This is a genomic window from Candidatus Hydrothermales bacterium, from assembly GCA_039630235.1.
Classification (GTDB): domain Bacteria; phylum Hydrothermota; class Hydrothermia; order Hydrothermales; family JAJRUZ01; genus JBCNVI01.
On record JBCNVI010000009.1, the window covers coordinates 1 to 23,626 of the forward strand.

Consider the following 23,626-nt stretch of genomic DNA (forward strand, 5'->3'; position numbering starts at 1 on the left):
ATTTCTGGATTATATGGATTTTTGTATATAAAATCAAAATAATAGGTATCTTCAGGACTTTTTAATGTTGCTCTTGTTCTTAAAAACCACAAAAATGTTGGAATGAAAAAAATTGTTGCTGAAATTAAAAAATCTTTAAATTTCTTTCTGATTAGAAGAAGCGTAAATAGCCCAAAAACAAGGGCAATTCCTGAATTTCTTATAAAAAATGTTATTGTTGAAAAAATCGAAGAAATGAAATAATTTCCCTTCAATACAAAATATATTGCTAAAAGAGAGAAAAAAAGAAAAGTTGATTCAGATAGTAACTTACTACTATAACTGATTAGAATTGGAGTAACTGAAAAAACAAGTACTATCCAAAAATCTTTGATTATAAAAATAAGAAAAATAAAAGAAAAGATAGAAGAGATGAACGGAAGGATTTTTAAAAATGATTCATTTAATCCAAAAACTTTATAGAAGGGAACAAGAAGTAAAGGAAAAAAGGGTGGGAAACGGTTATGAGGAGGAGAAGAAACTATATGTAAATTAGAGTAACTCTTATGATCAGCAATAGACTTAGCAAGTATCATGTAAACAACATTATCCCCTCCCGTATCAACCTTTATATCAAAAAGCAAAAGACAAAATAAAAGATAAATTAAAAAGGGAACCAGAAATAAAACCCTAAGTTTTAAAGACTTTTTTAAAATCTTTTTCATTTGATCATTTTAAAGGGATCTAAAATTTGATCAATTTCTTTTGCACTTAAAATCTTCTCCTCTAATAGCATCTCTTTGAGTGTTTTTTTCTCCCTCTTTGCCTTTAATACTATCTTCGAAGCTAAATCATAACCTATCTTTTTTGTAAGAGGTGTTATAAGTGCCAAACTCATCTCAGCATATCTCCTACATACATCTTTATTGGCTTTTATCCCTATAAGACACTTCTCGTTAAGTATACTAACCCCCCTCGTTAAGATCTTAATTGAATTTATTGTAAAAAATGCTATCAAGGGCATCATCATGTTAAGTTCAAGAGGTCCAGTTTCAGATCCTATTACTACAGAATTATAAGCACCATGAACAAAGGCACATATCTGTATCATCATCTCAGGAATTACTGGATTTACTTTTCCTGGAATTATTGAACTACCTGCCTGAAGAGTAGGAAGTTCAATCTCATTTAATCCTGCCAAAGGTCCACTTGAAAGAAGTCTTAAATCGTTTGATATTTTCATAAGTGAACTGGCAAGCGTGTTTAAAGCTCCCATAAGCTCAACCATACAGTCTCTTGAGGAAATATACTCAAATTTATTCTTTGCTTCTCTAAATTTAATTTTTGTTCTCTTTGAAATTTTTTCACATATTCTCTTTCCAAACTCTGGATGAGCACCCAAACCAGTGCCAATAGCAGTCCCTCCAAGAGGTAAGGCACAGAGGCTATCATAGACTTTCTTTATTCTTTTTATGTTACTTTCAATTTGAGACCTGTAACCTGAAAACTCCTGTGCAAGAGTCATCGGCACTGCATCCTGAAGATGAGTTCTCCCAATCTTTATAACTCCCTTAAACTCCCTCTCCTTAACTTTAAATGTTTTCGCAAGATTTTTAAGCTCCAAAATTAAATTGTCAAGTAGTATTCTACAGGCAATTTGCATAGCCGAAGGAATTACATCATTTGAGGATTGCCCCATATTTACATGGTCGTTAGGATGACAGGGGCTTTTGCCACCTTTTTTTCCAGTTAATATTTCATTAGCTCTTCCTGCAATTACCTCGTTAACATTCATATTTGTGCTTGTCCCCGAACCTGTTTGAAAAATATCCAACGGAAAATTATCACTTAGTTTACCTTCATAGATTTCCTCTCCAGCCTTTACTATCGCTTTGTAAATCTTTTCATCAAGATTAGAAAGTTCATAATTAACCTCAGCCGCACAGATCTTTATCAAAGCTATCGACCTTATAAGCTCAAAGGGAACCTTAAAATCAGAGACAGAAAAATTCTCTAAGGCGCGTTGAGTGTGTGCTCCGTAATAGTACCTATCTAAAACTTCTACCTTCCCGAAGGAATCTTCCTCTATCCTTTTACCACTCAACTTATTAAATCATCAATGTTTTCTAAGAGTTTCTCAATTTCCTCTACTTTCAAATCCCCCATATGCCCTATTCTAAAGGTTATGTTCTTAAGTTTCCCATAGCCATTTGCTATCTTAAACCCCCTCTCTCTTAATTTATCTATTAAATTAGGAACATCAATATTCCTGTTATTTTTTATTACAGTCACAGTGTTGCTTTCAAACCCCTCTTCTGGAAATAGTTCAAATCCCCTTATTTTTGCCCATCTTCTTACTTTTTCTGCCATCTCATAGTGTCTTTTATATCTATTTTCAATACCCTCCTTAAGCATTCTGTCAAGTTGAACATCTAAGGCATATAAAAGAGAGATCGCTGGAGTAGCTGGTGTCTGCCTTCTCTCATCGTAATATCTTTTCATTTCGAGAAAATCGAAATAGTAGCCCCTATCCTTCACCTCTTTAGCCTTTTCTAATGCTCTTTCACTTACAACCGTGACAGTTAAACCTGGAGGTAAGGCAAAGCACTTTTGAACACTCGCAAAAATTACATCAATCCCCCAGTTATCAATTAAAATTTCTATCCCCGCTAAAGAACTTACAGCATCAACCAAAATAATGGTTTCAGGAGATACGCTTTTTACCGCTTCTATTATCTCCTTTAATGGATTTGTAACACCTGTTGAGGTTTCATTATGTGTTATAAGAATTGCCTCATACCCATTATTTTTAAGCTCCCTTTCAACCATATCAGGCTTTATTGCTTTACCCCATTCAACCTCAATACTCTTTACCTTTTTTCCACATCTTAGGGCAATATCAGCCCACCTGTGGGAGAATGCTCCACATACCGTTGAAAGAACTTTCTCCTTAACAACATTACGTATAGAACCTTCCATTACACCAGTAGCGGAGGAGGTAAAAACAGTAACGAAATTCTTTGTTTTTAAGAGCTTGGTTAACTTCTCTATTATCCTTTCATACAGAACAGAAAAATCTTTCTCTCTATGACCAATCATCCACCTTTTCTGAGCTTCAAGCACCTCCTCCACAACCTCCGTAGGCCCAGGGATGAATAACTTTTTCCTTTTTTCCATTACTAATTATAAGAAAATGTTTCTCTGTGTCTCAAAAAAATGTATCAAAGATACACAAAATAAAATAAAATTCGTATGGAACAGAATTTGCTTATAATTGTTAAAGTTAGGTTCAAATCCGGAGGGCACGTAAAAGGAAGATGGAACATTTTGTAAGAACAATTAAATATGAAAGAGAATTAAATAGGTCTTTTACAAAGGAAGTGTTAAGTATGCCGGGTTGTGAAGGTTTAACCAGTTGCATTCAATGTGGAACATGTTCTGGGACTTGCCCTGTTTCTATTTATATGGATTACCCACCAAGAAGAATTATCGCAATGGTTAGGGAAGGTTTTAAAGATGAGGTTTTATCCTCAAAAACCATTTGGCTATGTGCCTCCTGTTACGCTTGTACAGTTGAGTGTCCTCAAAACATAAAGATAACAGATATCATGTATACCTTAAAAAGAATGGCTATAAAGGAAGGAAAATACCCTAAGGGATTTCCCATTCCTATTCTTGCTAAAGCATTCTTTGATATTGTTGTAAGCAAGGGTAGACAAACTGAATCAAGACTTGTTATGAATGTTTGGCTAAAAATCTCTCTATTTAAAATTTTAAAGAACTCTCTATTTGGTCTTAAACTTTTAAGAAAAGGAAAACTTCACTTTAAAGAAGAAAAAATAAAAGACATAAAATCTTTAAAGACTTTGCTTGAGGAGGTTAAAAAATGAATGAGAATAAAAAATTTTTTTATTATCCAGGATGTTCTCTAAAAGGTACAAGTCTTGCTTATGAGAAGTCTTTACTTGCTGTTTTCAGGTATTTTGGTTTTGAAGCACCAGAACTCCCAGATTGGAATTGTTGTGGAGCAACAAGCTATATGTCTATAGATGAAATGGCAGCCTTTTCCCTTGCGGCAAGAAATCTTGCTATAGCAGAAAAAGAAAATAAAGATATTGTTGCACCATGTCCAGCTTGCTACGCAGTATTAAATAAGGCAAAAAAATATATTGAAGAATATGAAGATGTAAAAAATGTAATACTTAAAGGATTAGAAAAAATCGGTCTAAAAGAATACTTCAAAGGATATGTAAAAGTAAGACACGCTCTTGATGTGATCATAAACGAAATAGGTATAGAAAACATAAAGTCAAATATAAAAAGAAAACTGAATGGCGTAAGAGTTTTCTCCTATTATGGATGTCTTCTTGTAAGACCCTTTACCGATTTTGATAATCCGAGATATCCTACTAAGCTTGATGAACTTATTAGAGCCACAGGGGCTGAAACAGTAGAAAGTCCACTAAAAACAAAATGTTGTGGTGGATCTTTAACTGGAACTCTTGAAAGTGTGGGACTTAGGCTCTCCTATCTTATAATTAAAGAGGCAAAAAGAAGGGGGGCTCATCTGATTGTAACGGTATGTCCTCTTTGCCAATTTAATCTTGAAGCCTATCAAGATAAAATGGAAAAAACCTTTAATGATAAGTTAGGTATACCAGTTATATTCTTTACCCAACTTTTAGGAGTTGCCCTTGAAATAGATAAAAAAGAGTTAGGTTTTGAACATAGTTTAATTTACCCTGATATTTTATATCAAAAAGCATTAGTTTAAAAGGAGGTTTTGAATATGAATAAAATAAGGGGAGACGGGGAAATTAGAGTGGGTGTTTATGTTTGTCATTGTGGAACAAATATAGCTGGAAGAGTGAACATAAAAGAGGTAGTTGAGTTTGCCTCAAAACTTCCCTACGTTGTTGTTGCAAGAGAGTATAAGTATATGTGCTCCGATCCTGGTCAAGAATTAATTAAAAACGATATAAAGGAGCTGAAATTAAACAGAATAGTTGTAGCTTCGTGTTCTCCTCATCTTCATGAGCATACATTTAGAAAGGCTTGTGAGGATGCTGGACTAAATCCCTTTAACTTTCAGATGGCGAACATAAGAGAGCATGTTTCTTGGGTAACAAAAGATTCAAAGGAGGCTACTGAAAAGGCAAAGGCAATGGTAAGAGCTGCTGTTTATAGGGTGGTTTTCCATGAAAGTCTTGAAAGAAAATCTCAAGAGATACATCCAGATGTGTTAGTAATAGGTGGTGGAATAGCAGGAATTTCTGCAAGCCTTGTATTAGCCGATGCCGGTAAAAAGGTATATCTTGTTGAAAGAGAGCCTTCAATAGGTGGCCATATGGCAAAATTTGATAAAACTTTCCCAACCCTTGATTGTGCCTCATGTATTTTAACTCCTAAGATGACTCAAGTTAAAGATCATCCCAATATCGAACTTTTTACTTATTCTGAGGTTGAAGAAGTTGATGGTTATGTAGGTAACTTCACTGTTAAGATTAGAAAAAGAGCTAGATACGTTGATATTGAAAAGTGTGTAGGTTGTTATGAATGTATTGAGGCCTGTGTATACAAAGAAGGAAAGTTTCCTGATGAGTTTAATGAGGGTCTTTCAAAGAGAAAACCGATTTATATTCCCTTTCCACAGGCAGTTCCCCTTGCAGCAGTTATAGATCCAGCAACATGTATACAGTTTTTATCAGGTAAGTGCAAAAGGACTTGTCAACAGGCCTGTGAAAGAGGAGCAATAGACTTTAACATGAGAGATGAAATTGTGGAAGTTAAAGTAGGAGCAATAATTGTAGCTACTGGCTTTAAAACATTTGATCCTTCAAGAATCCCACAGTATGGTTACGATAGGTATCCAAATGTTTACACTGCCTTAGAGGTTGAAAGGCTTGTTAATTCATCAGGACCAACTGGTGGAGAAATTATTCTAAGAGATGGTAGAAGACCCCAATCAGTTGGAATAATTCACTGTGTTGGTTCAAGAGACAAAAATTACAACATCTGGTGCTCAAGGGTATGTTGTATGTACTCTTTGAAACTTGCCCATCTAATCAAAGAGAGAACCAATGCAGAAGTCTACTGTTTCTATATCGATATGAGAACTCCTGGAAAGGGTTATGAAGAGTTTTATCACAAATTAATGGAAGAGGGTGTTCACTTTATAAGGGGTAAGGTTGCAGAGGTTACAGATTGGGCTGTTACACCGGAGGAAGAGGGAAAACTTATTATAAGAGTTGAAGATACACTTATAGGTGTTGTAAGGAGAATTCCTGTAGATATGGTAGTTTTAGCTGTAGGACTTGAACCACGAACTGATGCTGATGAGATAAGGAGACTTTTAAATATATCTTGTTCAAAAGAGGGTTGGTTCCTTGAGAGGCATCCAAAACTTGCTCCAGTAGCAACCTTTACAGATGGAATTTTCATTGCTGGAGCATGTCAAGGTCCTAAAGATATACCAGATACAGTTGCTCAAGCTGAAGCAGCTGCAGCTCAAGCTCTAGCTCTTATAGATAGAAAGAGAATTGAACTTGAACCAAATACTGCATGGATCGATGAGGAAAAGTGCTCTGGGTGCCATATATGCATTGGTCTTTGTCCTTATTCAGCCATCTCTTATAATGAAGAAAAGAAAATTGCTGTAATAAATGAGGCTTTATGCAAAGGTTGTGGCGTCTGTGTGGCAGCATGTCCTTCAAAGGCTGCTCAACAGAGGTTATTCCTTGATGAACAGTTATATGCCGAGATTGAGGGAGCCCTACTTTGAAAGTTATTTAATTTAAAAGGAGGTATAATAGATGAATAATAATAACAATAAGTTTGAACCCAAAATATTGGGAATCTTTTGTAACTGGTGTACTTATCTTGCTGCTGATTTAGCCGGTGTTTCAAGGATGGATTATCCTGCAAACATAAGAATAGTTAGAACTATGTGCTCTGGAAGAGTTGATCCTCAGTTTATTTTCTGGGGTTTTAAAAATGGTGCAGATGGGATACTTATAGGGGGGTGCCACCCAGGTGATTGCCACTATATTGAGGGAAACTATAAGACTTTGAGAAGATATCTTCTTTTAAAAAGAGTTTTAAAAGAAATAGGAATAAATGAAAAAAGACTAAGACTGGAGTGGATATCTGCTTCAGAAGGTGAAAAATTACAAAGGGTAGTAAGGGAGTTTACAGAGGAAATAAGGAGTTTGGGACCCATAACTGAGGATAGGGCTTTTAAATTAAATTTGATAGAACATAAAAAGTAATGGGGGTAAGATATGGCAGAAAAATCAAAGGTAGCTTTTTATTGGTGTGCCTCCTGTGGTGGATGTGAGGAGGCTATGGTTGACTTGGCAGAAGATATTTTGCAGGTTGTAGAAAAGGCTGAGTTTGTTTTATGGCCAGTTGCTATGGATTTTAAAAGAGAGGATGTGGAGAATCTAAAGGATGAGGAAATTTTAGTTACATTTATTAACGGTGCAGTAAGAACATCTGAACAAGAGGAGATGGTAAGACTTTTGAGAAAAAAATCAAAGATACTCATTGCCTTTGGTGCCTGTGCCTATACCGGTGGAGTACCAGGACTTGCTAATTGTTACTCAAGAGAGGAAATTTTAAACTTTTATTATAAAAGCGGTGACACTGTATTTAATCCGGAGGATAAAAAGCCAACACCTCATTTTATTGAAGGTAATTTTGCTTTTGAAATACCAGAATTTTATGGTAGAGTTTATGCAGTTGATCAGGTTGTTGATGTTGATTATTACATTCCTGGCTGTGCACCAACAAGAAAAGTTGTAAAAAATGCAATAGATGCACTTTTTTCATCTCAACTTCCTCAAAAGGGATCTATTTTGGGAGCAAGTAGTAAGAGCTTATGCAACGAATGTCCTCTAAATGAGACAAAACCTGAAAAAATATATGTGAAGAAATTTAAAAGAGTTGATAAAACTCAACCTGAACCTGATAAATGTCTATTAATTCAGGGTTATCCTTGTCTTGGTCCAGTTACAAGAGGAGGTTGTGAGGCTTTGTGTGTTAAAGCTAACTATCCTTGCACAGGTTGTTTTGGGCCTTTAGATGATGTTAAAGATTATGGAGCTAAGGCTGTTTCTTTTCTTGCATCAATAATTGATTCAAATGATGAAAAAGAAATAGAAAAAATTATAGATGAGGGTCTTTCAAACCCTCTTGCCATAGTTTATAGATATTCTTTACCAAAATCTTTAATTTTTGATACAAAGATTAAAAAAAACGGAGGTTAAAAGATGATGCAACATAAAATAACCATTGATCCAATAACAAGACTTGAGGGTCATGGTAAAATTGAAATTTTTCTTGACGAAAAGGGGAACGTAGAAAGAGCTTTCCTTGTCGTCCCAGAACTGAGAGGATTTGAGATTTTCGTAAAGGGTAAACCTGCTGAAGATATGCCTATAATAACAGCTAGAATTTGTGGTGTTTGCCCAACGGCTCACCACATGGCAAGCACAAAGGCATTAGATGACTTATATAAAGTCCAACCTCCATCACCTGCGAAAAAATTAAGAGAGATGCTATACAACATGTTTATGCTTGAGGATCATGCTCTTCATGTTTATATCCTAGGTGGTCCTGACTTTATAGTTGGTCCAAAGGCTAAAAAGGCAGAAAGGAATGTCTTAGGAGTAATTCAGAAAGTTGGTCTTGAGGTCGGGAAAAAGGTTATATCAGTGAGAAGAGAAATAAGAGAACTGATGACACTTCTTGCAGGTAAAGTGATACATCCTGCCTGGGGAGTACCTGGTGGAGTTACAAGAGGAATAAAAAAAGAAGAAGTAGTAAACTTTATAAAAGTTGCTGAAAAAGGAGTTGAATTTGCCCTGTTTACTCTTAAGGTCTTTAAAGATATCGTTCTTTCAAATAAGGAGTACGTTGATCTTATTTTATCAGATGCCTATACCCATAGAACTTACTACATGGGACTTGTAGATGAGAATAAAAAGCTTAATTTCTATGACGGTAAAATAAGAGTAGTTGATCCTGAGGGTAAAGAATACGCTTTATTTGATGTGAGGAACTATAGAGAGTATATAGCAGAACATGTCGAGAATTGGACCTACATTAAGTTTCCCTTCTTAAAGAAAGTTGGGTGGAAGGGTTTTGTTGATGGCAAAGATTCCGGTATATACTCTGTAGCACCACTTGCAAGGCTTAACGCTTGTGAGGGTATTTCTACTCCTAGAGCTCAGGAGGCCTATGAGGAGTTTTATAAAACTTTGGGAGGAAAACCTGTTCATCATACACTTGCTAATCATTGGGCAAGAGTAGTTGAAATGATTTATGCTGCAGAGAGGTTTCTTGAACTTGCTAAAGATCCAGAGATTACCTCAGATAACATAAGAAATATTCCGACAGAGACACCTACCGTGGGAATAGGAGTTGTAGAGGCACCAAGAGGTACGCTTATACATCATTATGAGACAGATGAAAGAGGGTATATAACAAAGGCAAACTTAATAGTGGCAACTCAGAATAATTCAGCTCGTATTTCTATGTCGATCGATAAGGCTGCAAAGAGTCTTATAAAAGAAGGAAAATACGATGAGGGAATTTTAAATATGGTAGAGATGGCGTTCAGAGCCTATGATCCCTGTCATGCCTGTGGTACCCATTCATTACCCGGTAACATTCCTGTTCTAATAAACATAAGAAATAAAAATGGCGAAATAATTAAAACTATAAAAAACTTTGAGTAATCAAAGGAAAAATGTTATTTTAGGGCTTGGAAACACGATAAGAGGGGACGACGGGATTGGTATATACATAGCGGGATTTTTAACTCGAAAGTACAAGGATCTAGTAGATGTGGTGTCGACAGAGGAGATGGGTCTTTCATTGCTTGACTTTCTCTCTCCCTATGAAAAGGCAATAATAATTGATAGTATATACACCGGAAAGCAGGATGTTGGAAATTTATATATATTCAATGGAAAAGACATACAAAGTAATGGAATAAAAAGTAATCATTACGTAGGGATTCCGGAGCTTATTCAAATTGCTAAGAAGTTAAAACTACCTTTTCCAAGGGAGATTCTTATTATAGGAGTCTCAGTTGAAAATCCCTTCACTATTAGACTTTCTCTCTCTGAGAGTTTAAAAAATAAAATACCGGAAATTTTAGACAAAATAGAAAAAATTATTAAGGAGTTTTTTAAAATTTAAATAAAAAATAAAAAAAGCCATGAAAACAGATATTGAAATTGCAAGATCAATCAAATTACAAGATATAAGGGAGGTTGCTGAGAAGTTAGGTATAGACGAGAAATTTTTGGAGTTATATGGAAAATATAAAGCGAAAATAAATTTGGATTTTTTAAAAGATAGGGCAAGAAGGGCAAAGTTAATACTTGTCACAGCCATAAGCCCTACACCGTTTGGTGAGGGCAAAACAACTGTTTCAATATCGCTATCTATGGGATTCTGGAAAATAGGTAAAACTTCAGCTGTTGCCCTAAGAGAACCATCACTTGGTCCCGTATTTGGAATTAAAGGAGGAGCAACAGGTGGAGGATATGCCCAGGTCTTACCAATGGAAGATATAAATCTTCATTTTACAGGAGACTTTCATGCTGTTACCTCAGCTCATAATCTACTTTCAGCAATGATCGATGCATCTATTTTCCATAAGAATTCCTTAGGAATAGATCCAAATAACGTGTTATGGCCAAGAACTATTGATATGAACGATAGATCCTTAAGAGATGTGGTAATTGGACTAAATCCAATCAAAAACGGTCCTTTAAGACTTGAAAAGTTTGTAATTACGCCAGCTTCTGAGGTAATGGCAATTTTAGGTTTATCTAAGAATTACGCTGAACTTAAAGAAAGACTCTCAAATATACTTATAGGTTTTACCTTTAAGAAGGAGCCAGTATTTGCAAGAGACTTAAAGGCGCAGGGTGCAATGACTGTTCTTTTGAAAGATGCTATAAAACCTAATCTTGTTCAAACAACCGAAAATACACCAGCGATAGTTCATACAGGACCTTTTGCAAATATAGCTCACGGAACATGTTCGCTTGTAGCAATTGAACTTGCCTTAAGAGCTTGCGATTATACTGTTGTTGAAAGTGGTTTTGGCTCTGATCTCGGAGCAGAAAAGTTTTTAAACATAGTAACAAGAGAACTTAATGTTATCCCAGATTTAGCGGTTCTTGTTGTTTCAATAAGAGCCTTAAAGTTCCATGGTGGTATTAAAAAAGAAGATTTAAAGAGGGAAAATGAAGATGCCCTTGTTAAAGGTCTTGATAACCTAAGGGCACACCTGAATATACTCAAAAATACTTTTGGAATCAGAACCTGTGTGGCTATAAACAGATTTTCTTTTGACACAGATAGAGAAATAAAAGTTGTTCAAGATTTTCTGGATAAAGAGAAAGTTCCAAATGCAATATGTGAGGGGTTTTTAAAGGGAGGAGATGGTGCGAAGGATCTTGCAAAAAAGGTGATTGAAGTTATTGAAAGAGAAGAAAATAACTTTAGAAGAGTTTACGATGTGAATATGGGTATCAAGGATAAGATAGAGAGGATTGCAAAAAATGTTTACGGTGCGGCTTCTGTTCATTATTCGGATGAGGCTTTAAAGAAGGTCGAGTTATGTGAGAGGTTGAATTTTAAGGACTTTTATATATGTATGGCTAAGACTCAGTATTCACTCTCTGATAACTCTAAACTAAAGGGCTGGCCGAAAGGTTTTGAGATTAAGGTTGATGATATAAGAATTAAGTCTGGAGCTAAGTTTTTAGTTCCTCTCTGTGGTGACATACTTGAGATGCCTGGACTTCCAGAACAACCAGCTGCTACGATTATTGATATGGATGAAAATGGCGTAATTTCAGGCCTCTTTTAATGCATGAATACTCTTTAGCTACAAATTTAATAGAAATTTTAAGGGAAGAGAAGAAAAAAAGGAATATAAAAAAAATTTTAAAAGTTGAATTAGAGTTTGGTAAGTTGGCATCCGCTGAACCACTGATTTTTAAAGAAATTTTTGATATAATAAAAAAAGATACAGAATTTGAGGAAACGGAACTTATAATTGATCTGATTGAACCAGAAGTTAAATGCTTAAATTGTGAAAAAGATTTTAAAGCCGATACTTTTCCCTTTTTATGCCCCTACTGCGAAAATATGGGAGGTGAACTGCTAAGAGGTGATAAGATAACGATGAAAAGTTTAGAAATAATAAAAGATTAGTATATAAAAAATTTTAAACTTTTTTAAAATTTGAAAGTTTTTGAAAGCTGCTAAGTAAATCTGTTAAAATTAGTTATGGCAGAGGTAATAAAGGAGAGTGTCTCAATTTCTATACTTAAGGTTAATGAAGAAATTGCTAGTGAATTAAGGCACTTTTTTAATCAAAGAAGAATTTTCACTATAAATTTAATATCTTCACCTGGATCAGGAAAGACGATGCTCATTGAAAGGTTGCTTGATTATTTTGATAAGGAAAAGGTCTTTGTTTTTGTTGGTGATATTGAAACAGAAAGAGATGCAAAAAGAATAAGAGAAAGGGGTGGAAAGTCCTGCCAAATTATAACAGGTAACACTTGCCACTTAGAAGCTATAATGATAAAAAAGGGATTATCTTTTTTAGAAGATGGTACTGAATATTTATTTATAGAAAACGTAGGAAACCTTGTCTGTCCTGCAAGCTACGATCTTGGCGAACACCTAAGAATCTCGATGATCTCAACTCCTGAAGGTGATGATAAGATTCTAAAGTATCCCAAAGCTTTTTTAACCTCTGATGTTTTAGTTATTAATAAAATAGATCTTTTAAAGTACTTGCCCTTTGATATACAAAGAGTTGAAGAGGAGGCAAAAAAAATAAAAAGGGAGATAAAGATTTTTAAAACCTCTGCCTTAACGGGAGAGGGTGTTAAAGAACTTGCAGATTTTATAAAAAAGGAGCGAGAGGGAAGATTTAAAGATTGAAAAAAAGATTTTTAATAAGGCTGCAAGGAAAAGTTCAAGGCGTGGGATTTAGGCCTTTTGTATATAGGATTGCTTTAGAAAATAATTTAAGCGGATTTGTCAAAAACAGCACAGAGGGCGCTGTCATAGAAGTTGAAGGTGAAAGTAAAAATTTGAAAAAATTTATAAGAGAACTAAAAGAAAAGAAACCACCTTTAGTTGAGTACACTCATATAGAAATAAAAGAAATAGGGATTAAAAACGATCACAAGTTTGAAATTGCCAAATCTGAGGAAAAGGGAGAAAAAATAGCCTTAATTTTACCAGATATTGCAATATGTGAAGATTGTAAAGAAGAGATCTTTGACGAAAAAAATAGAAGATTTCACTATCCCTTTACAAACTGTACTAACTGTGGACCAAGATTCAGTATCATCCAGAATATTCCCTATGATAGAAAAAATACTACTATGAAGATATTTGAAATGTGTAAAGAATGTAAGATGGAGTATGAGGATCCCCTCAATAGGAGATTTCATGCTCAACCTAACGCTTGTCATGAATGTGGCCCCCAGGTCTTTCTATTAGATAACAGAGGTAATCTCTTATATGAAAAAGAAAAGGCTATTGAGGAAACAGTTAAAATTTTAAAGCTTGGTAAGATAGTAGCAATTAAAAGTATAGGTGGATTTCAACTTTTAACAGATGCAACCAAAGATGAATCGGTGTTAGAACTACGAAAAAGAAAAAAAAGAGACGAAAAACCTTTCGCATTAATGTTTAAAAGCTTAGATCATTTAAAAAAGTATGCCTATGTTAATAAAATTGAAAAAGAGATTCTACTATCTTATTCTTCGCCAATTGTTATTTTAAAAGCAAAAAAGAAAAATAATCTTTCAAAATATGTTTCCCCCTATAATCCTTACATAGGGGCTATGCTTCCCTATACTCCACTTCACCTTTTATTAATGGATAAAATCGATTTTCCTCTAGTCTGTACTTCCGGAAACATATCAGATGAACCTATAGCCTTTGACAATGATGAAGCATTTCACAGATTAAAAGATATAACCGACTATTTTTTGATGCATACAAGACCTATAGAAAGGTATATCGATGATTCAGTAGTTAAGGTGGTAAATAAAAAAATTTTAATGATAAGAAGAGCAAGAGGTTATGCCCCTTTACCTATAATAGTAGAAAGAAAACTACCGCAGATTTTAGCCTTAGGTGCTTACCTTAAAAATACTATAGCAATATCCAAAACAGATAGAATTATTGTTTCTCAGCATATTGGTGATCTTGATAATGAAATTTCTTTTAATGCTTTTAAAAAAGTTATAGAGGATTTTAAAAATCTTTTTGAATTTAAACCTGAGTTTATTGCCTGTGATGCTCATCCTGAATATTTGTCTACAAAATACGGTGAAGAATTGAGTAAAAAAGGAAACATACCGCTGATGAAAATTTTTCACCATCACGCCCATATTTCTTCGTGTATGGTAGAAAACAGGCTCGAAGAAGAGGTTTTAGGTGTAGCCTGGGATGGGACAGGATACGGAAAAGATGGAAAAATCTGGGGAGGTGAATTTTTAATCTGTGATTTTAGGGATTTTAAAAGGTTTGCAACTTTCAGAGAGTTTGGAATTTTGGGGGGTGACAAGGCAATGAGAGAACCAAGAAGAAGTGCAATAGGAATTTTATATGAAATCTATAAGGAAAAAACCTTTGAAATGGACATTGAATCCATTAAAACACTATCTGATGAGGAAAAAAACATTTTTAAAACCTGTTATGAGAAAAACATAAATATTTTTAAGTGTACTTCAGTTGGTAGAATTTTTGATGCGGTTTCTTCGCTACTTAATTTAAAACAAAAGATTACCTTTGAGGGTCAATCAGCTATGATACTTGAATGGTTAGCTGAGGACTTTAAAAAAGGTAAAATAGCTCACTATGACTTTGAACTTGTAGGTAGTGATCCTATTGTTATTGACTTTGTTCCAATAATTGAAGGAATATTAAATGACCTGAAAAATAATGTTAACAAATCTTATATAGCTTTTAAATTTCATGTGACGTTAGCAGAGATAGTTAAAAAACTTGGAGAGATAGCTGGTAATTACAAGATTTTGTTAAGTGGAGGTGTTTTTCAAAATAAACTTCTTACTGAACTTATATTAAAAAAAGTTAAGAAAAATAAATTATATACGCATTCTTTGATACCGCCTAATGATGGTGGAATTTCACTTGGTCAAATTATGATTTTATATCATAACTTATAAAACCAGAAACTGTTGTAAGTTGTTAATTTACACATAAATTTAAAACCGACTTTTTGTAAAAATTCTTTTATCGATGGATTGATAAAATCTTCAACAAGTAGTATAATTTCTCTTGAATTTTTAGTGAGGATTTTTTCAGCACCTTTTAAAACTTTTTCTTCAAAACCCTCAACATCAATTTTCATAAAAATAATGTCGAAATTTTCTATTTCATCTTTGATAACATTATCGAGTCTTTTTGTCTCTACTATAATTTTCTTTGATTTAGGAGGAATATTAACTATTGAGCTGTCTCCTGGAGAAGCTTCATCATAATTTATTGTTATGCTATCTTCAGAGTCTGACAGCGCAAAATTAAAGGATTTTACTATATCTTCAAGGTTATTTATTTTGATGTTCTGTTCTAACAATTCAAAGTTATAGGGTACTGGTTCAAAAGAAAATATTTTTATTTTTTCTTTAAATTTATTGCCAATTAAAATAGAATAATAACCGAGGGCTGCTCCTATGTCTATAAATAAAACTTTTTTATTTTTTTTAAGATATTCTCCGATTTTTTTGATTAAGAAGTTGACGTCTCTTCTTTCGTAGGCAGGTGAAACAGAAGCAGCATCCGATGTCTTTTTTCTTGTTTTGAATTTCCCAAACTTCGTTACTATTAAATCATCACTAAAAAAGTAGGGAAAATTTTTTCTATAATCAATAAATTTATAAAAAGAATAAACTAATTCGTAAATAAACATTTTGATTCTTGGTTTTTTGACCTCAAAGGGTATTATCGACTTGTAAAAGAGGTAAGAAATATAGAACAAAATTTTTTCTTTCAAGCTAAAATTCATTCTCTTCTATAAATTTTTATATCTTCAAACAGTTTTTCCTGCACACATTTTATTTTTTCAAGCCTAATAAGTTCAAGTAAAGCAAGAAAAGTAACGATTGCCTCGATTTTACTTTTTGCACTTAATATTAGCTCACTAAATAAAATAAAATTTTTTTTATTCAAGCTATCCATTATAAGCTCTATTTTTTCTTCAATTTTCGGAATTTCAGGTAACTTTTCCTTTATTTCAGGTACTTTCTGAATAAGTTTTTCAAAAATTGAAAAAAGTATAGATGGATCTAATTTTTCCTCCTCTGATACTATATACTCTGTTTCTTCTCTTGTAAACATCTTTGACATTGTTTCAAGTCTTTTAGTTAAAAATTCGATAATTTCAACAAAAGATACACTCTCTACTTTTACCTCCTCTTTATTGTCGATAGTTTGGTTCTCTTTATATCTACCAAAAAGAAGATTAGTTTTATATAGCATAAAAAAACTTAGGGCAAATAAAAATTCAAGCTTTTCTCTAAAAGTTAATTCCTTTTCCTTTAAATAAAATTCCGCGAACTCCTCTAATAAAATTGATATTTCTATTTTAAATGGGTCTATTTCTTTTGATAAAAGCCATTTTAAAAGTATCTCGAGTGGTCCATAATAGTACGTTGTTTTTATAACTGCGTTCATCTTAAATTAAGATACATAAACTTAAAAATCTTTTTCTTTTCCTCAAATTTAACGAAATAGACTCCAGAATTTTTGAAATTATTTAACCTTATAATATTTAACCCTTCATTTAAAGTAGAAATCGTTGCTGTTTTTCTACCAGAAATATCATAAAAAATTAGTTTCCCCTTCCCATAGGTCAATATTTTTAAATTTTTCTGGTAAGGATCAATAAAAGGATTGGGATAAATTCTTGATATCCCCCTAAAAGTATTTTTTTGAGTTAAATTTAATTTACCTAAAATTCTTTCTCTCTTTGATAGTAATGAATCAAAGTTCTCCCCGGCAAAAAGTACGTATACTAAAGAATCTGGTGGAATTATTTTCTTTGAAATATAAATCGAATAATCTCCTATGTCTTTCCAAAATCTCTTTAGCTCTCCCTTCATAAGAGAAAACTGTATAGAATCTGGCAATCCACCATAAGGATAGACAAATTCCTCATTCTTAATTATTCCGCATAAGGAGTGTTCATCAATATCTAATAAACCGAAAACAGGCCCTTCAGAGATTGAGGTAAATAAAATTTTTGAGGCACTATCATAATCAGCATAATTAAAAAGTGGAGACTTAATATCAGGATCTAAAAATGTGGCAAGATAAACCTCCTCACTTAAAAAATTCTCTGTTTTTAAATTTATTAGAAAACCCTCATTTAAATCTCTAATTTTTACCTTTAGAACATTTCCCTTTGGGTGCTGGGAATACTCATCTTTTATTTTAAAAACTATATACTCTCCCTCTTTATTAAAATAAAAGCGACCATCTTTTAGGGGCCTTGTATCTCTATCATCAATATTAAATTTTTCATAAAATCTGTCAACAACATAGTTATAATCATTTCCAAAGGCGATACTGCCGTAATATAAAAGATTACCAAAATTTTTAAAAACAAATCCTATTCCTTTTTTTTGATCTGAGCTTGCAAAACCTAGTGCTCCAGTAGCTGATATCGAAAAAGTATAATTTTGATTTCTAAAAGTTATTAAAGTATCAGAAAAAACTTTTTTTAACTTAAATAACTTCGAAAAGTTCCTCGAACTTAATGAAAAGTAGATTTCTAGAGTATCTTCAGGATAACTTAATAAGATTCCTTTAGTAAAGAATTTAACGTTTCTTCTAACCTGCGGGAATTTAAAAAGAGTATCAAAGAAAAAAATGTTTGAATTATTTAAAATTTTTATTTTCACACTATCGTTTAGTACTCTGTTCGAAATTAAAGATACCCCTATTTCAAGTGTATCTGAAGGAAAAGGTGGAGCTGTCTTTGAATCTACATAGAAATCCTCAACAGCGAAAATTAAAGTATCATATCTATTTATTACCTTAATCAACTCTTCAAGATCTATGTATCCGTATCCCTCTTCATAGTTAGGATAGGCTCTACCATATTTTCTTTTAAGGTTTTCTTTAAAGATCTTAGCGACGGAATCAGGAGTTAAAAAAGGATTATATTCAAGTAACAAAGAGAGTGCCCCTGCAAGTATAGGTGAGGAGGCGCTTGTTCCATCTGCTGTTACAAAACTTTTGTTTAAAAAAGCTCCCTTTATGCTTTTTCCAGGTGCAATTAAAAGTGGAGATAAAAAATTCCAATCTTTAAAAAACCAATATGAGGTATCTCCCCAAGGCAGTGAAAAAGGTGAGGGCCCTCTAGATGAAAAGTTTGTGACATTAAAGTGCGAGTCGCAGGCTCCAACCGAAAAAACAAAAGGGTAATTTGAGGGTGATGAAGTTGTTCCTGATGATGGCCCCTCATTACCAGCCGCAAAACATAAAAAAACTCCCTTTTTCTTTAAATAAAATAGATCAGGAAAAAATTCATCAAAGTTTGGATGAGTTCCAAATGAACCATTTAAAATTCTAATAGAAAGTCCACTTTCTAAAAGCTCTGCAACATAATCAAAAGCTTCATGTATATCTGAAACAAACCCTCCATATTCAGAAAAAACCTTTAAAACTATTATTTTTGACTCAGGTGCGATTCCTGCTGAATCCCCAACAACAAGGGATGCAACAAATGTACCGTGTCCAAGCGGATCTGAAGGCGGTGAGTAACTTACAAAGTCTTTAAAACCGATTACTTTTCCTTTTAACTCAGGATGAGACGTATCAACGCCCGTATCAATTATTACAATTATATTCCCTCTTCCCCTAATATTTAGTTTATAGAAAGTGTCAGCTCCTATAAACTTTTTGTGCCAAAAACTTTTAACATAATTTGAATGAAGAAGTTTAGGTAAAGGGATAAGATGATCATATGAGTAAGGTATAGAAAGTTTCTGAAACTCATCTAAAAGAGAATCCGGAATTTCAACGAGAATTTTTTGTGATAAAATAAGTTCCTTTTTAATTTTAATTTTATCTTTCAAATTGCTATTTAAAGAGTAAATTTTTTGAAGAAATTTTTCCTTTTTGTTTTCTATTTTTTTCTTAAGTTCGTTAAATGAAAGATTATATTCTTCTCCTAAGGAAATAATTAGATTGATTGAAAATATTAAAATACCTATCAAATTCCGCCTGAGATAACTCTTATCAGTTCTATTTCGTCGTCATCTTTTAAAACTTCATCTTCCGTTAAAACTTCGCTGTTTCTAATTACAATGTATTCTTCTGGATTAAAGTTAAGTATTTTGAAAATATCGTATACCCTGTAATTTTCTCCCTCAATTATTTTTATTTCACGACCTATTTTTACTTTCATAGATTAATTATTTAAGAAAAAAGAGTCTAACTGCAACAAACATTAGGAAAATAGCAAAGAGTTTTGAAAGCTTTTTTGTGGGAATCAGATTCGCAATGAAGGCGCCAAAATAAGTTCCTACAAAAAGTCCCAGTGCTATTATAAGGGATGCCTTTAAATTTACATTGTTATTTCGCATGTACTCAAGGAATCCGAGAATTCCTACAGGTAGCAAGAGAGATCCTAAGGATATACCCTGAGCAAGGTGTTGGTTCATTTTAAAAATCAAAACAAGAGAAGGAATAATAATAAGCCCTCCTCCAATACCAAAGAGTCCAGAAAGTATCCCAGCAAAAATTCCTATAAAAAGTAAAACGACATTTTGAATCATATATATATATTAAGGGATGTTGAAAACCAATTTGAATCAAATGTATTATATTTACTTAAAAGGAGGCGCTATGACTGGTTTAAGATTTAAATTATATTTACTCCTTATGATATTTTTTGGACTTTTATATGTTGTTGCTTCTTTAATCGGGTATGCTATAGGGATTAAAAGTTTTTACTTTTATCTTCTTATGGCTCTTTTCTTTACCTGGGTGCAGTATATGATTGGACCACATATTGTAGAGCTTATGATGAACGTTCGGTATGTTGATAAGACTGAGGAACCTTGGCTACATGAGGTAGTAGAAGATCTTTCAAGAAGAGCAAATATTCCCAAGCCAAAAATTGGAATAGCAGAAATCAGTTTGCCCAACGCTTTTGCCTTCGGTAGATCCCTAAAAGATGGTAGGGTCTGTGTAACAAGAGGAATATTAAAACTTTTAAACAAGGATGAACTCAGAGCAGTCTTAGGTCATGAGATATCACATCTTAAAAACAGAGACGTAATGTTTATTACGTTACTTTCTGTTTTACCACTTGTTCTTTATCTCATTGCTAGGAATCTTATTTTCATAGGAATGTTTGAAAGAAGGGATGAAAGAAGTAGTGGTAACTTGCCCTTAGTTTTGGTTGGTTTCCTTGCATTTATTCTTTATTTCATAACTAACTTACTTGTTTTGTATGCATCGAGAATAAGAGAGTATTTTGCTGACACAGGTTCAGTAAGCTTAGGATCAAGACCAATCCATTTGGCCTCTGCACTATATAAGCTTTCTCTTGGAAGTGCCAGGATGGATAGAGAAGAAGTGAGACAGTATGAGGGGATAAAGGCCTTCTTCTTAAACGATCCTTCAAAGGCCTTAAAGGAAATTAAAGAGCTAAGGGAAATAGACATAAACTTAAGTGGGAAAATAGAGGAAGATGAGCTTATAGCTTTAAGGAATAAGAAAGTAAAACTTTCCTTTGCAGATAAACTTTTAGAGCTTCTGTCTACTCACCCAAATATGCTTAAAAGGATAAAATATTTATCAGAGCTAGATAGGAGGATCGCGTGAGGAAACTTTTAATTTTTTTAACTTTTACCTTAGGATGTGTTGCTTTAATTGAAGAAAAAAAGGGGCCACCTCCTCATGCAAAGGCCTATGGCTACAGGGAAAAGTATTTATTTTGGTACTATCCCTCACTTGAAATTTATTACGATGTAAAAAGGGATATCTACATAGTTATGGAAGGGGGCAATTGGGTAGAAGTTAAAACAAAACCTAAGGGTATTGAAATTGCAGAATATGTAATTATAGAAACTTCTGAAGATAAGCCCTGGAAAAAACACTCCTATTATAAAAATAAATACAAAGTAAAAAAAGAAAAAGGTAAATAAAATAAATTAACTTCAAATAATTTTAAATGTGCCTCGGCATCCCAGGAAAGATTGTAAATATTTACGAAAAAGATGGAGTAAGGTTTGCAAAGGTAGAGTTTGGAGGCATAAAAAGAGAGGTTTGTCTTGATTTAACTCCAGAAGCTAAGGAGGGTGATTACGTCATTGTCCATGTAGGTTTTTCTATCCAGATACTTGATCAAAAAGAGGCAGAGGAAACATTAAATACTTATCGGGAATTCTTAGAAAAAATAGAAAAAAATGAAGTATCTTTATGAGTTTAGAGAGAGTGAGAAAGTTAAGTTAATCATCAAAAGCATAGAGAAGATTTGTAAGAGTAAGTGGACAATAATGGAGGTTTGTGGTTCTCAGACTCACTCTATTTTAAGTGCAGGAATTGACGAACTTTTACCTTCAAATATAACTCTTGTTCATGGCCCCGGATGCCCTGTATGTGTAACACCTAGGGAGGTTATTGATAAAGCCATAGCTCTTTCAAAAATGAAAGGTACAATTGTCTTTACCTACGGTGATATGTTAAGAGTACCGGGATCAAGAGAATCTTTATTCAGAGCTAAGGCAGATGGAGCAAAGGTTAAAATGGTCTATTCACCATTTGAGGCACTCGAATTTGCTAAAGCTAATCCTGATAAAAAGGTAGTATTTTTTGGAATAGGTTTTGAAACAACTGCTCCTTGTAATGCTACTGTTATATTAAAGGCAAGAGGATTAAATTTAAAAAATTTTTTCGTACTGATTGCTCAATTTAGAGTTCCTCCTGCACTTGAAGCAATACTTAACGATCCCTTTAACAAAGTCCAGGGTTTTTTGGCTCCTGGACACGTTTGTACCGTTATGGGAATAGAAGAGTACTTACCAATTTCTGAAAAGTATAACGTTCCCATCGTAGTTACAGGTTTTGAATCTTTCGATATCTCACAGGGAATACTTATTTTAGTTTCTATGCTTGAAAGAAAAGAGAAGGGTGTTAAAATACAGTATAAAAGATCGTGCAAGCCTGAGGGTAATCTGAGAGCAAAGGAAGTTATAAACAAAGTTTTTAAAATTGGTGATTTAAAATGGAGGGGAATCGGGGTAATTAAAAATGGGGGGTGGGTTTTAAAAGAAGAGTTTTTAGATATGGATGCAAATAACTTATTAAAAAATTATTCCGAGGAAATTGAGGAAAAGAAAGAGGGGTGTATAGCAGCTCTGATTTTGCAAGGGAAAAAGAAACCTTTTGATTGCCTACTTTTTGGTAAAGAGTGTACTCCTTTAAATCCACTAGGAGCACCGATGGTTTCATCTGAGGGAGCTTGTGCTGCCTATTATAAGTACAAAAGATGAGAAAAATTGAACTTGCCCACGGAGCTGGTGGTATTTTAATGAGAGAATTTATAGAAAAAGAAATAAAAGAAAGATTTAAAAATGAGGAACTTAGCAAGCTCCTTGACTCAGCTATATTAGAAAATAAAAGCAAAAGAATAGCTTTTACAACGGATTCTTACGTTGTCTCCCCAATTTTTTTTCCCGGAGGAAATATAGGAGAATTAGCTGTAAACGGAACTGTAAATGACCTTGTTGCTGTAGGAGCCTTTCCAGAATTTATCTCTCTTTCACTTATAATTGAGGAGGGTTTTTCTTTTGAGGATTTGGAAAAAATCTTAGATTCTATAAAGTATGCCTCTGAAAAAGCAAGAGTAAAAGTTGTAACAGGTGATACTAAAGTTATTGAAAAGGGTAAAGGTGACGGAATCTTTATTAACACTTCGGGAATAGGTTTTATTCCAGACGATGTAGATTTTGGTTATCATAGAATAGAAGAGAAAGATAAGTTAATAATTAACGGTCCGATAGGTTTACATGGTTTTTCTATTCTAGTAGCAAGAGAAAATATTAATGTAGAGGGAAATTTAAAGAGTGACACCGCTCCTTTGATAGACTTATGGAAAGCTCTCTATGAGAATGGAATTGAGGTTCATTTTATGAGGGATCCCACAAGGGGAGGGGTTCAAGGTGTTTTAAATGAAATTGCTAAGGAGTCTGGTTATGACATCATTTTGTTTGAGGAAAATCTCCCTATTACAGACGAGGTTAGGGGTTTATCAGAGATTTTAGGTATTGACCCTTTACTTATGGCAAATGAGGGTAAAATGATTTTTTTTGTTAAAGAAAGTGACGCTGAGAAAGCTCTGAAAATTTTAAGAGAATATGAATTGGGAAAAGAGAGCAAAATAATAGGAGAGGTCTATAAAAAAGGTGGAAGCCTAAAACTTTTAACTTCACTAAAGGTTGTTAGAATTTTAGATATGCCTTATGCTGATCCTTTACCCAGAATCTGCTAGTCCTTTATATTTTTTGCGATTAATTAAACTGGAACTTCTTAAAAAATGAGTATAACCCTAAAA

General features: G+C 33.5%; 24 protein-coding genes. 16 read left to right on the forward strand and 8 right to left on the reverse strand.

Annotation, left to right across the window (positions count from 1 at the left end; genetic code table 11):
• The 3 genes from ABDH49_07770 to ABDH49_07780 form a co-directional block, all read right to left on the reverse strand.
• On the reverse strand, positions 1-704 hold a 704-nt coding region (locus ABDH49_07770; GenBank protein ID MEN3046856.1), incomplete at its 3' end, for a hypothetical protein.
• Entirely contained in the window at positions 701-2,083 is a 1,383-nt protein-coding gene (locus ABDH49_07775; protein MEN3046857.1) for a class II fumarate hydratase, read from the reverse strand. The genes ABDH49_07775 and ABDH49_07770, both read right to left, overlap by 4 nt.
• On the reverse strand, positions 2,080-3,156 hold the full coding sequence (locus ABDH49_07780) for an alanine--glyoxylate aminotransferase family protein (GenBank protein ID MEN3046858.1): 1,077 nt from the start codon (positions 3,154-3,156) through the stop codon (positions 2,080-2,082). The genes ABDH49_07775 and ABDH49_07780 overlap by 4 nt, the downstream gene beginning before the upstream one ends.
• 140 nt (positions 3,157-3,296) lie before the next feature.
• Here ABDH49_07780 and ABDH49_07785 point away from each other — a divergent pair, with 140 nt between their 5' ends.
• From ABDH49_07785 to hypF, 11 genes are all read left to right on the forward strand, one after another.
• A complete protein-coding gene (locus ABDH49_07785; protein ID MEN3046859.1) occupies positions 3,297-3,869 on the forward strand; it encodes a 4Fe-4S dicluster domain-containing protein in 573 nt (190 codons plus the stop codon).
• Entirely contained in the window at positions 3,866-4,753 is an 888-nt protein-coding gene (locus ABDH49_07790) for a CoB--CoM heterodisulfide reductase iron-sulfur subunit B family protein (GenBank protein ID MEN3046860.1), read from the forward strand. Before ABDH49_07785 ends, ABDH49_07790 begins: the two co-directional genes overlap by 4 nt.
• Before the next feature lie 15 nt (positions 4,754-4,768).
• The gene (locus ABDH49_07795) at positions 4,769-6,760 is read left to right on the forward strand and encodes a CoB--CoM heterodisulfide reductase iron-sulfur subunit A family protein (GenBank protein MEN3046861.1); all 1,992 of its coding nucleotides are present in this window, start codon (positions 4,769-4,771) and stop codon (positions 6,758-6,760) included.
• Positions 6,761-6,791: 31 nt separating this feature from the next.
• The gene (locus ABDH49_07800; protein ID MEN3046862.1) at positions 6,792-7,247 is read left to right on the forward strand and encodes a hydrogenase iron-sulfur subunit; all 456 of its coding nucleotides are present in this window, start codon (positions 6,792-6,794) and stop codon (positions 7,245-7,247) included.
• Positions 7,248-7,259: 12 nt separating this feature from the next.
• Positions 7,260-8,246, forward strand: a complete 987-nt coding sequence (locus ABDH49_07805) for an oxidoreductase (GenBank protein ID MEN3046863.1) — start codon at positions 7,260-7,262, stop codon at positions 8,244-8,246.
• Between the two features lie 6 nt (positions 8,247-8,252).
• The gene (locus ABDH49_07810) at positions 8,253-9,719 is read left to right on the forward strand and encodes a Ni/Fe hydrogenase subunit alpha (protein MEN3046864.1); all 1,467 of its coding nucleotides are present in this window, start codon (positions 8,253-8,255) and stop codon (positions 9,717-9,719) included.
• On the forward strand, positions 9,712-10,185 hold the full coding sequence (locus ABDH49_07815; protein MEN3046865.1) for a hydrogenase maturation protease: 474 nt from the start codon (positions 9,712-9,714) through the stop codon (positions 10,183-10,185). The genes ABDH49_07810 and ABDH49_07815 overlap by 8 nt, the downstream gene beginning before the upstream one ends.
• 19 nt (positions 10,186-10,204) lie before the next feature.
• On the forward strand, positions 10,205-11,872 hold the full coding sequence (locus tag ABDH49_07820; GenBank protein MEN3046866.1) for a formate--tetrahydrofolate ligase: 1,668 nt from the start codon (positions 10,205-10,207) through the stop codon (positions 11,870-11,872).
• Positions 11,872-12,219, forward strand: a complete 348-nt coding sequence (locus tag ABDH49_07825; GenBank protein MEN3046867.1) for a hydrogenase maturation nickel metallochaperone HypA — start codon at positions 11,872-11,874, stop codon at positions 12,217-12,219. Before ABDH49_07820 ends, ABDH49_07825 begins: the two co-directional genes overlap by 1 nt.
• Positions 12,220-12,294: 75 nt before the next feature.
• Complete coding sequence (gene hypB, locus ABDH49_07830) at positions 12,295-12,960, forward strand: hydrogenase nickel incorporation protein HypB (GenBank protein ID MEN3046868.1); 666 nt, start codon at positions 12,295-12,297, stop codon at positions 12,958-12,960.
• Complete coding sequence (gene hypF / locus ABDH49_07835) at positions 12,957-15,224, forward strand: carbamoyltransferase HypF (GenBank protein ID MEN3046869.1); 2,268 nt, start codon at positions 12,957-12,959, stop codon at positions 15,222-15,224. Before hypB ends, hypF begins: the two co-directional genes overlap by 4 nt.
• Here the strand turns inward: hypF and ABDH49_07840 are convergent.
• From ABDH49_07840 to ABDH49_07860, 5 genes are read right to left on the reverse strand one after another with little or no spacing between them, the layout of a single operon-like run.
• Positions 15,212-16,051, reverse strand: a complete 840-nt coding sequence (locus ABDH49_07840) for an FkbM family methyltransferase (protein MEN3046870.1) — start codon at positions 16,049-16,051, stop codon at positions 15,212-15,214. The genes hypF and ABDH49_07840 overlap by 13 nt on opposite strands.
• A gap of 8 nt (positions 16,052-16,059) precedes the next feature.
• Complete coding sequence (locus tag ABDH49_07845) at positions 16,060-16,731, reverse strand: segregation/condensation protein A (GenBank protein MEN3046871.1); 672 nt, start codon at positions 16,729-16,731, stop codon at positions 16,060-16,062.
• A complete protein-coding gene (locus ABDH49_07850; protein ID MEN3046872.1) occupies positions 16,728-19,280 on the reverse strand; it encodes a S8 family peptidase in 2,553 nt (850 codons plus the stop codon). Before ABDH49_07850 ends, ABDH49_07845 begins: the two co-directional genes overlap by 4 nt.
• Positions 19,277-19,471 (reverse strand): MoaD/ThiS family protein, encoded by a 195-nt coding sequence (locus ABDH49_07855; GenBank protein ID MEN3046873.1) that lies wholly within the window; start codon positions 19,469-19,471, stop codon positions 19,277-19,279. Before ABDH49_07855 ends, ABDH49_07850 begins: the two co-directional genes overlap by 4 nt.
• Positions 19,472-19,478: 7 nt before the next feature.
• Positions 19,479-19,841 (reverse strand): sulfite exporter TauE/SafE family protein, encoded by a 363-nt coding sequence (locus ABDH49_07860; protein MEN3046874.1) that lies wholly within the window; start codon positions 19,839-19,841, stop codon positions 19,479-19,481.
• 70 nt (positions 19,842-19,911) lie between these two features.
• On the opposite strand from ABDH49_07860, the gene ABDH49_07865 reads away from it, so the two are divergent.
• Genes ABDH49_07865 through hypE form a run of 5 tightly spaced genes read left to right on the forward strand, consistent with a single transcriptional unit; the run spans position 19,912 to position 23,563 of the window.
• Positions 19,912-20,895: a zinc metalloprotease HtpX gene (locus ABDH49_07865; protein MEN3046875.1), complete on the forward strand. Its 984-nt coding sequence runs from the start codon at positions 19,912-19,914 to the stop codon at positions 20,893-20,895.
• Entirely contained in the window at positions 20,892-21,218 is a 327-nt protein-coding gene (locus ABDH49_07870; protein MEN3046876.1) for a hypothetical protein, read from the forward strand. Before ABDH49_07865 ends, ABDH49_07870 begins: the two co-directional genes overlap by 4 nt.
• 26 nt (positions 21,219-21,244) lie before the next feature.
• Positions 21,245-21,496, forward strand: a complete 252-nt coding sequence (locus ABDH49_07875) for a HypC/HybG/HupF family hydrogenase formation chaperone (GenBank protein ID MEN3046877.1) — start codon at positions 21,245-21,247, stop codon at positions 21,494-21,496.
• Complete coding sequence (gene hypD / locus ABDH49_07880; GenBank protein MEN3046878.1) at positions 21,480-22,565, forward strand: hydrogenase formation protein HypD; 1,086 nt, start codon at positions 21,480-21,482, stop codon at positions 22,563-22,565. Before ABDH49_07875 ends, hypD begins: the two co-directional genes overlap by 17 nt.
• Positions 22,562-23,563 (forward strand): hydrogenase expression/formation protein HypE, encoded by a 1,002-nt coding sequence (gene hypE / locus ABDH49_07885; protein ID MEN3046879.1) that lies wholly within the window; start codon positions 22,562-22,564, stop codon positions 23,561-23,563. Before hypD ends, hypE begins: the two co-directional genes overlap by 4 nt.
• Positions 23,564-23,626 lie beyond the last annotated feature (63 nt).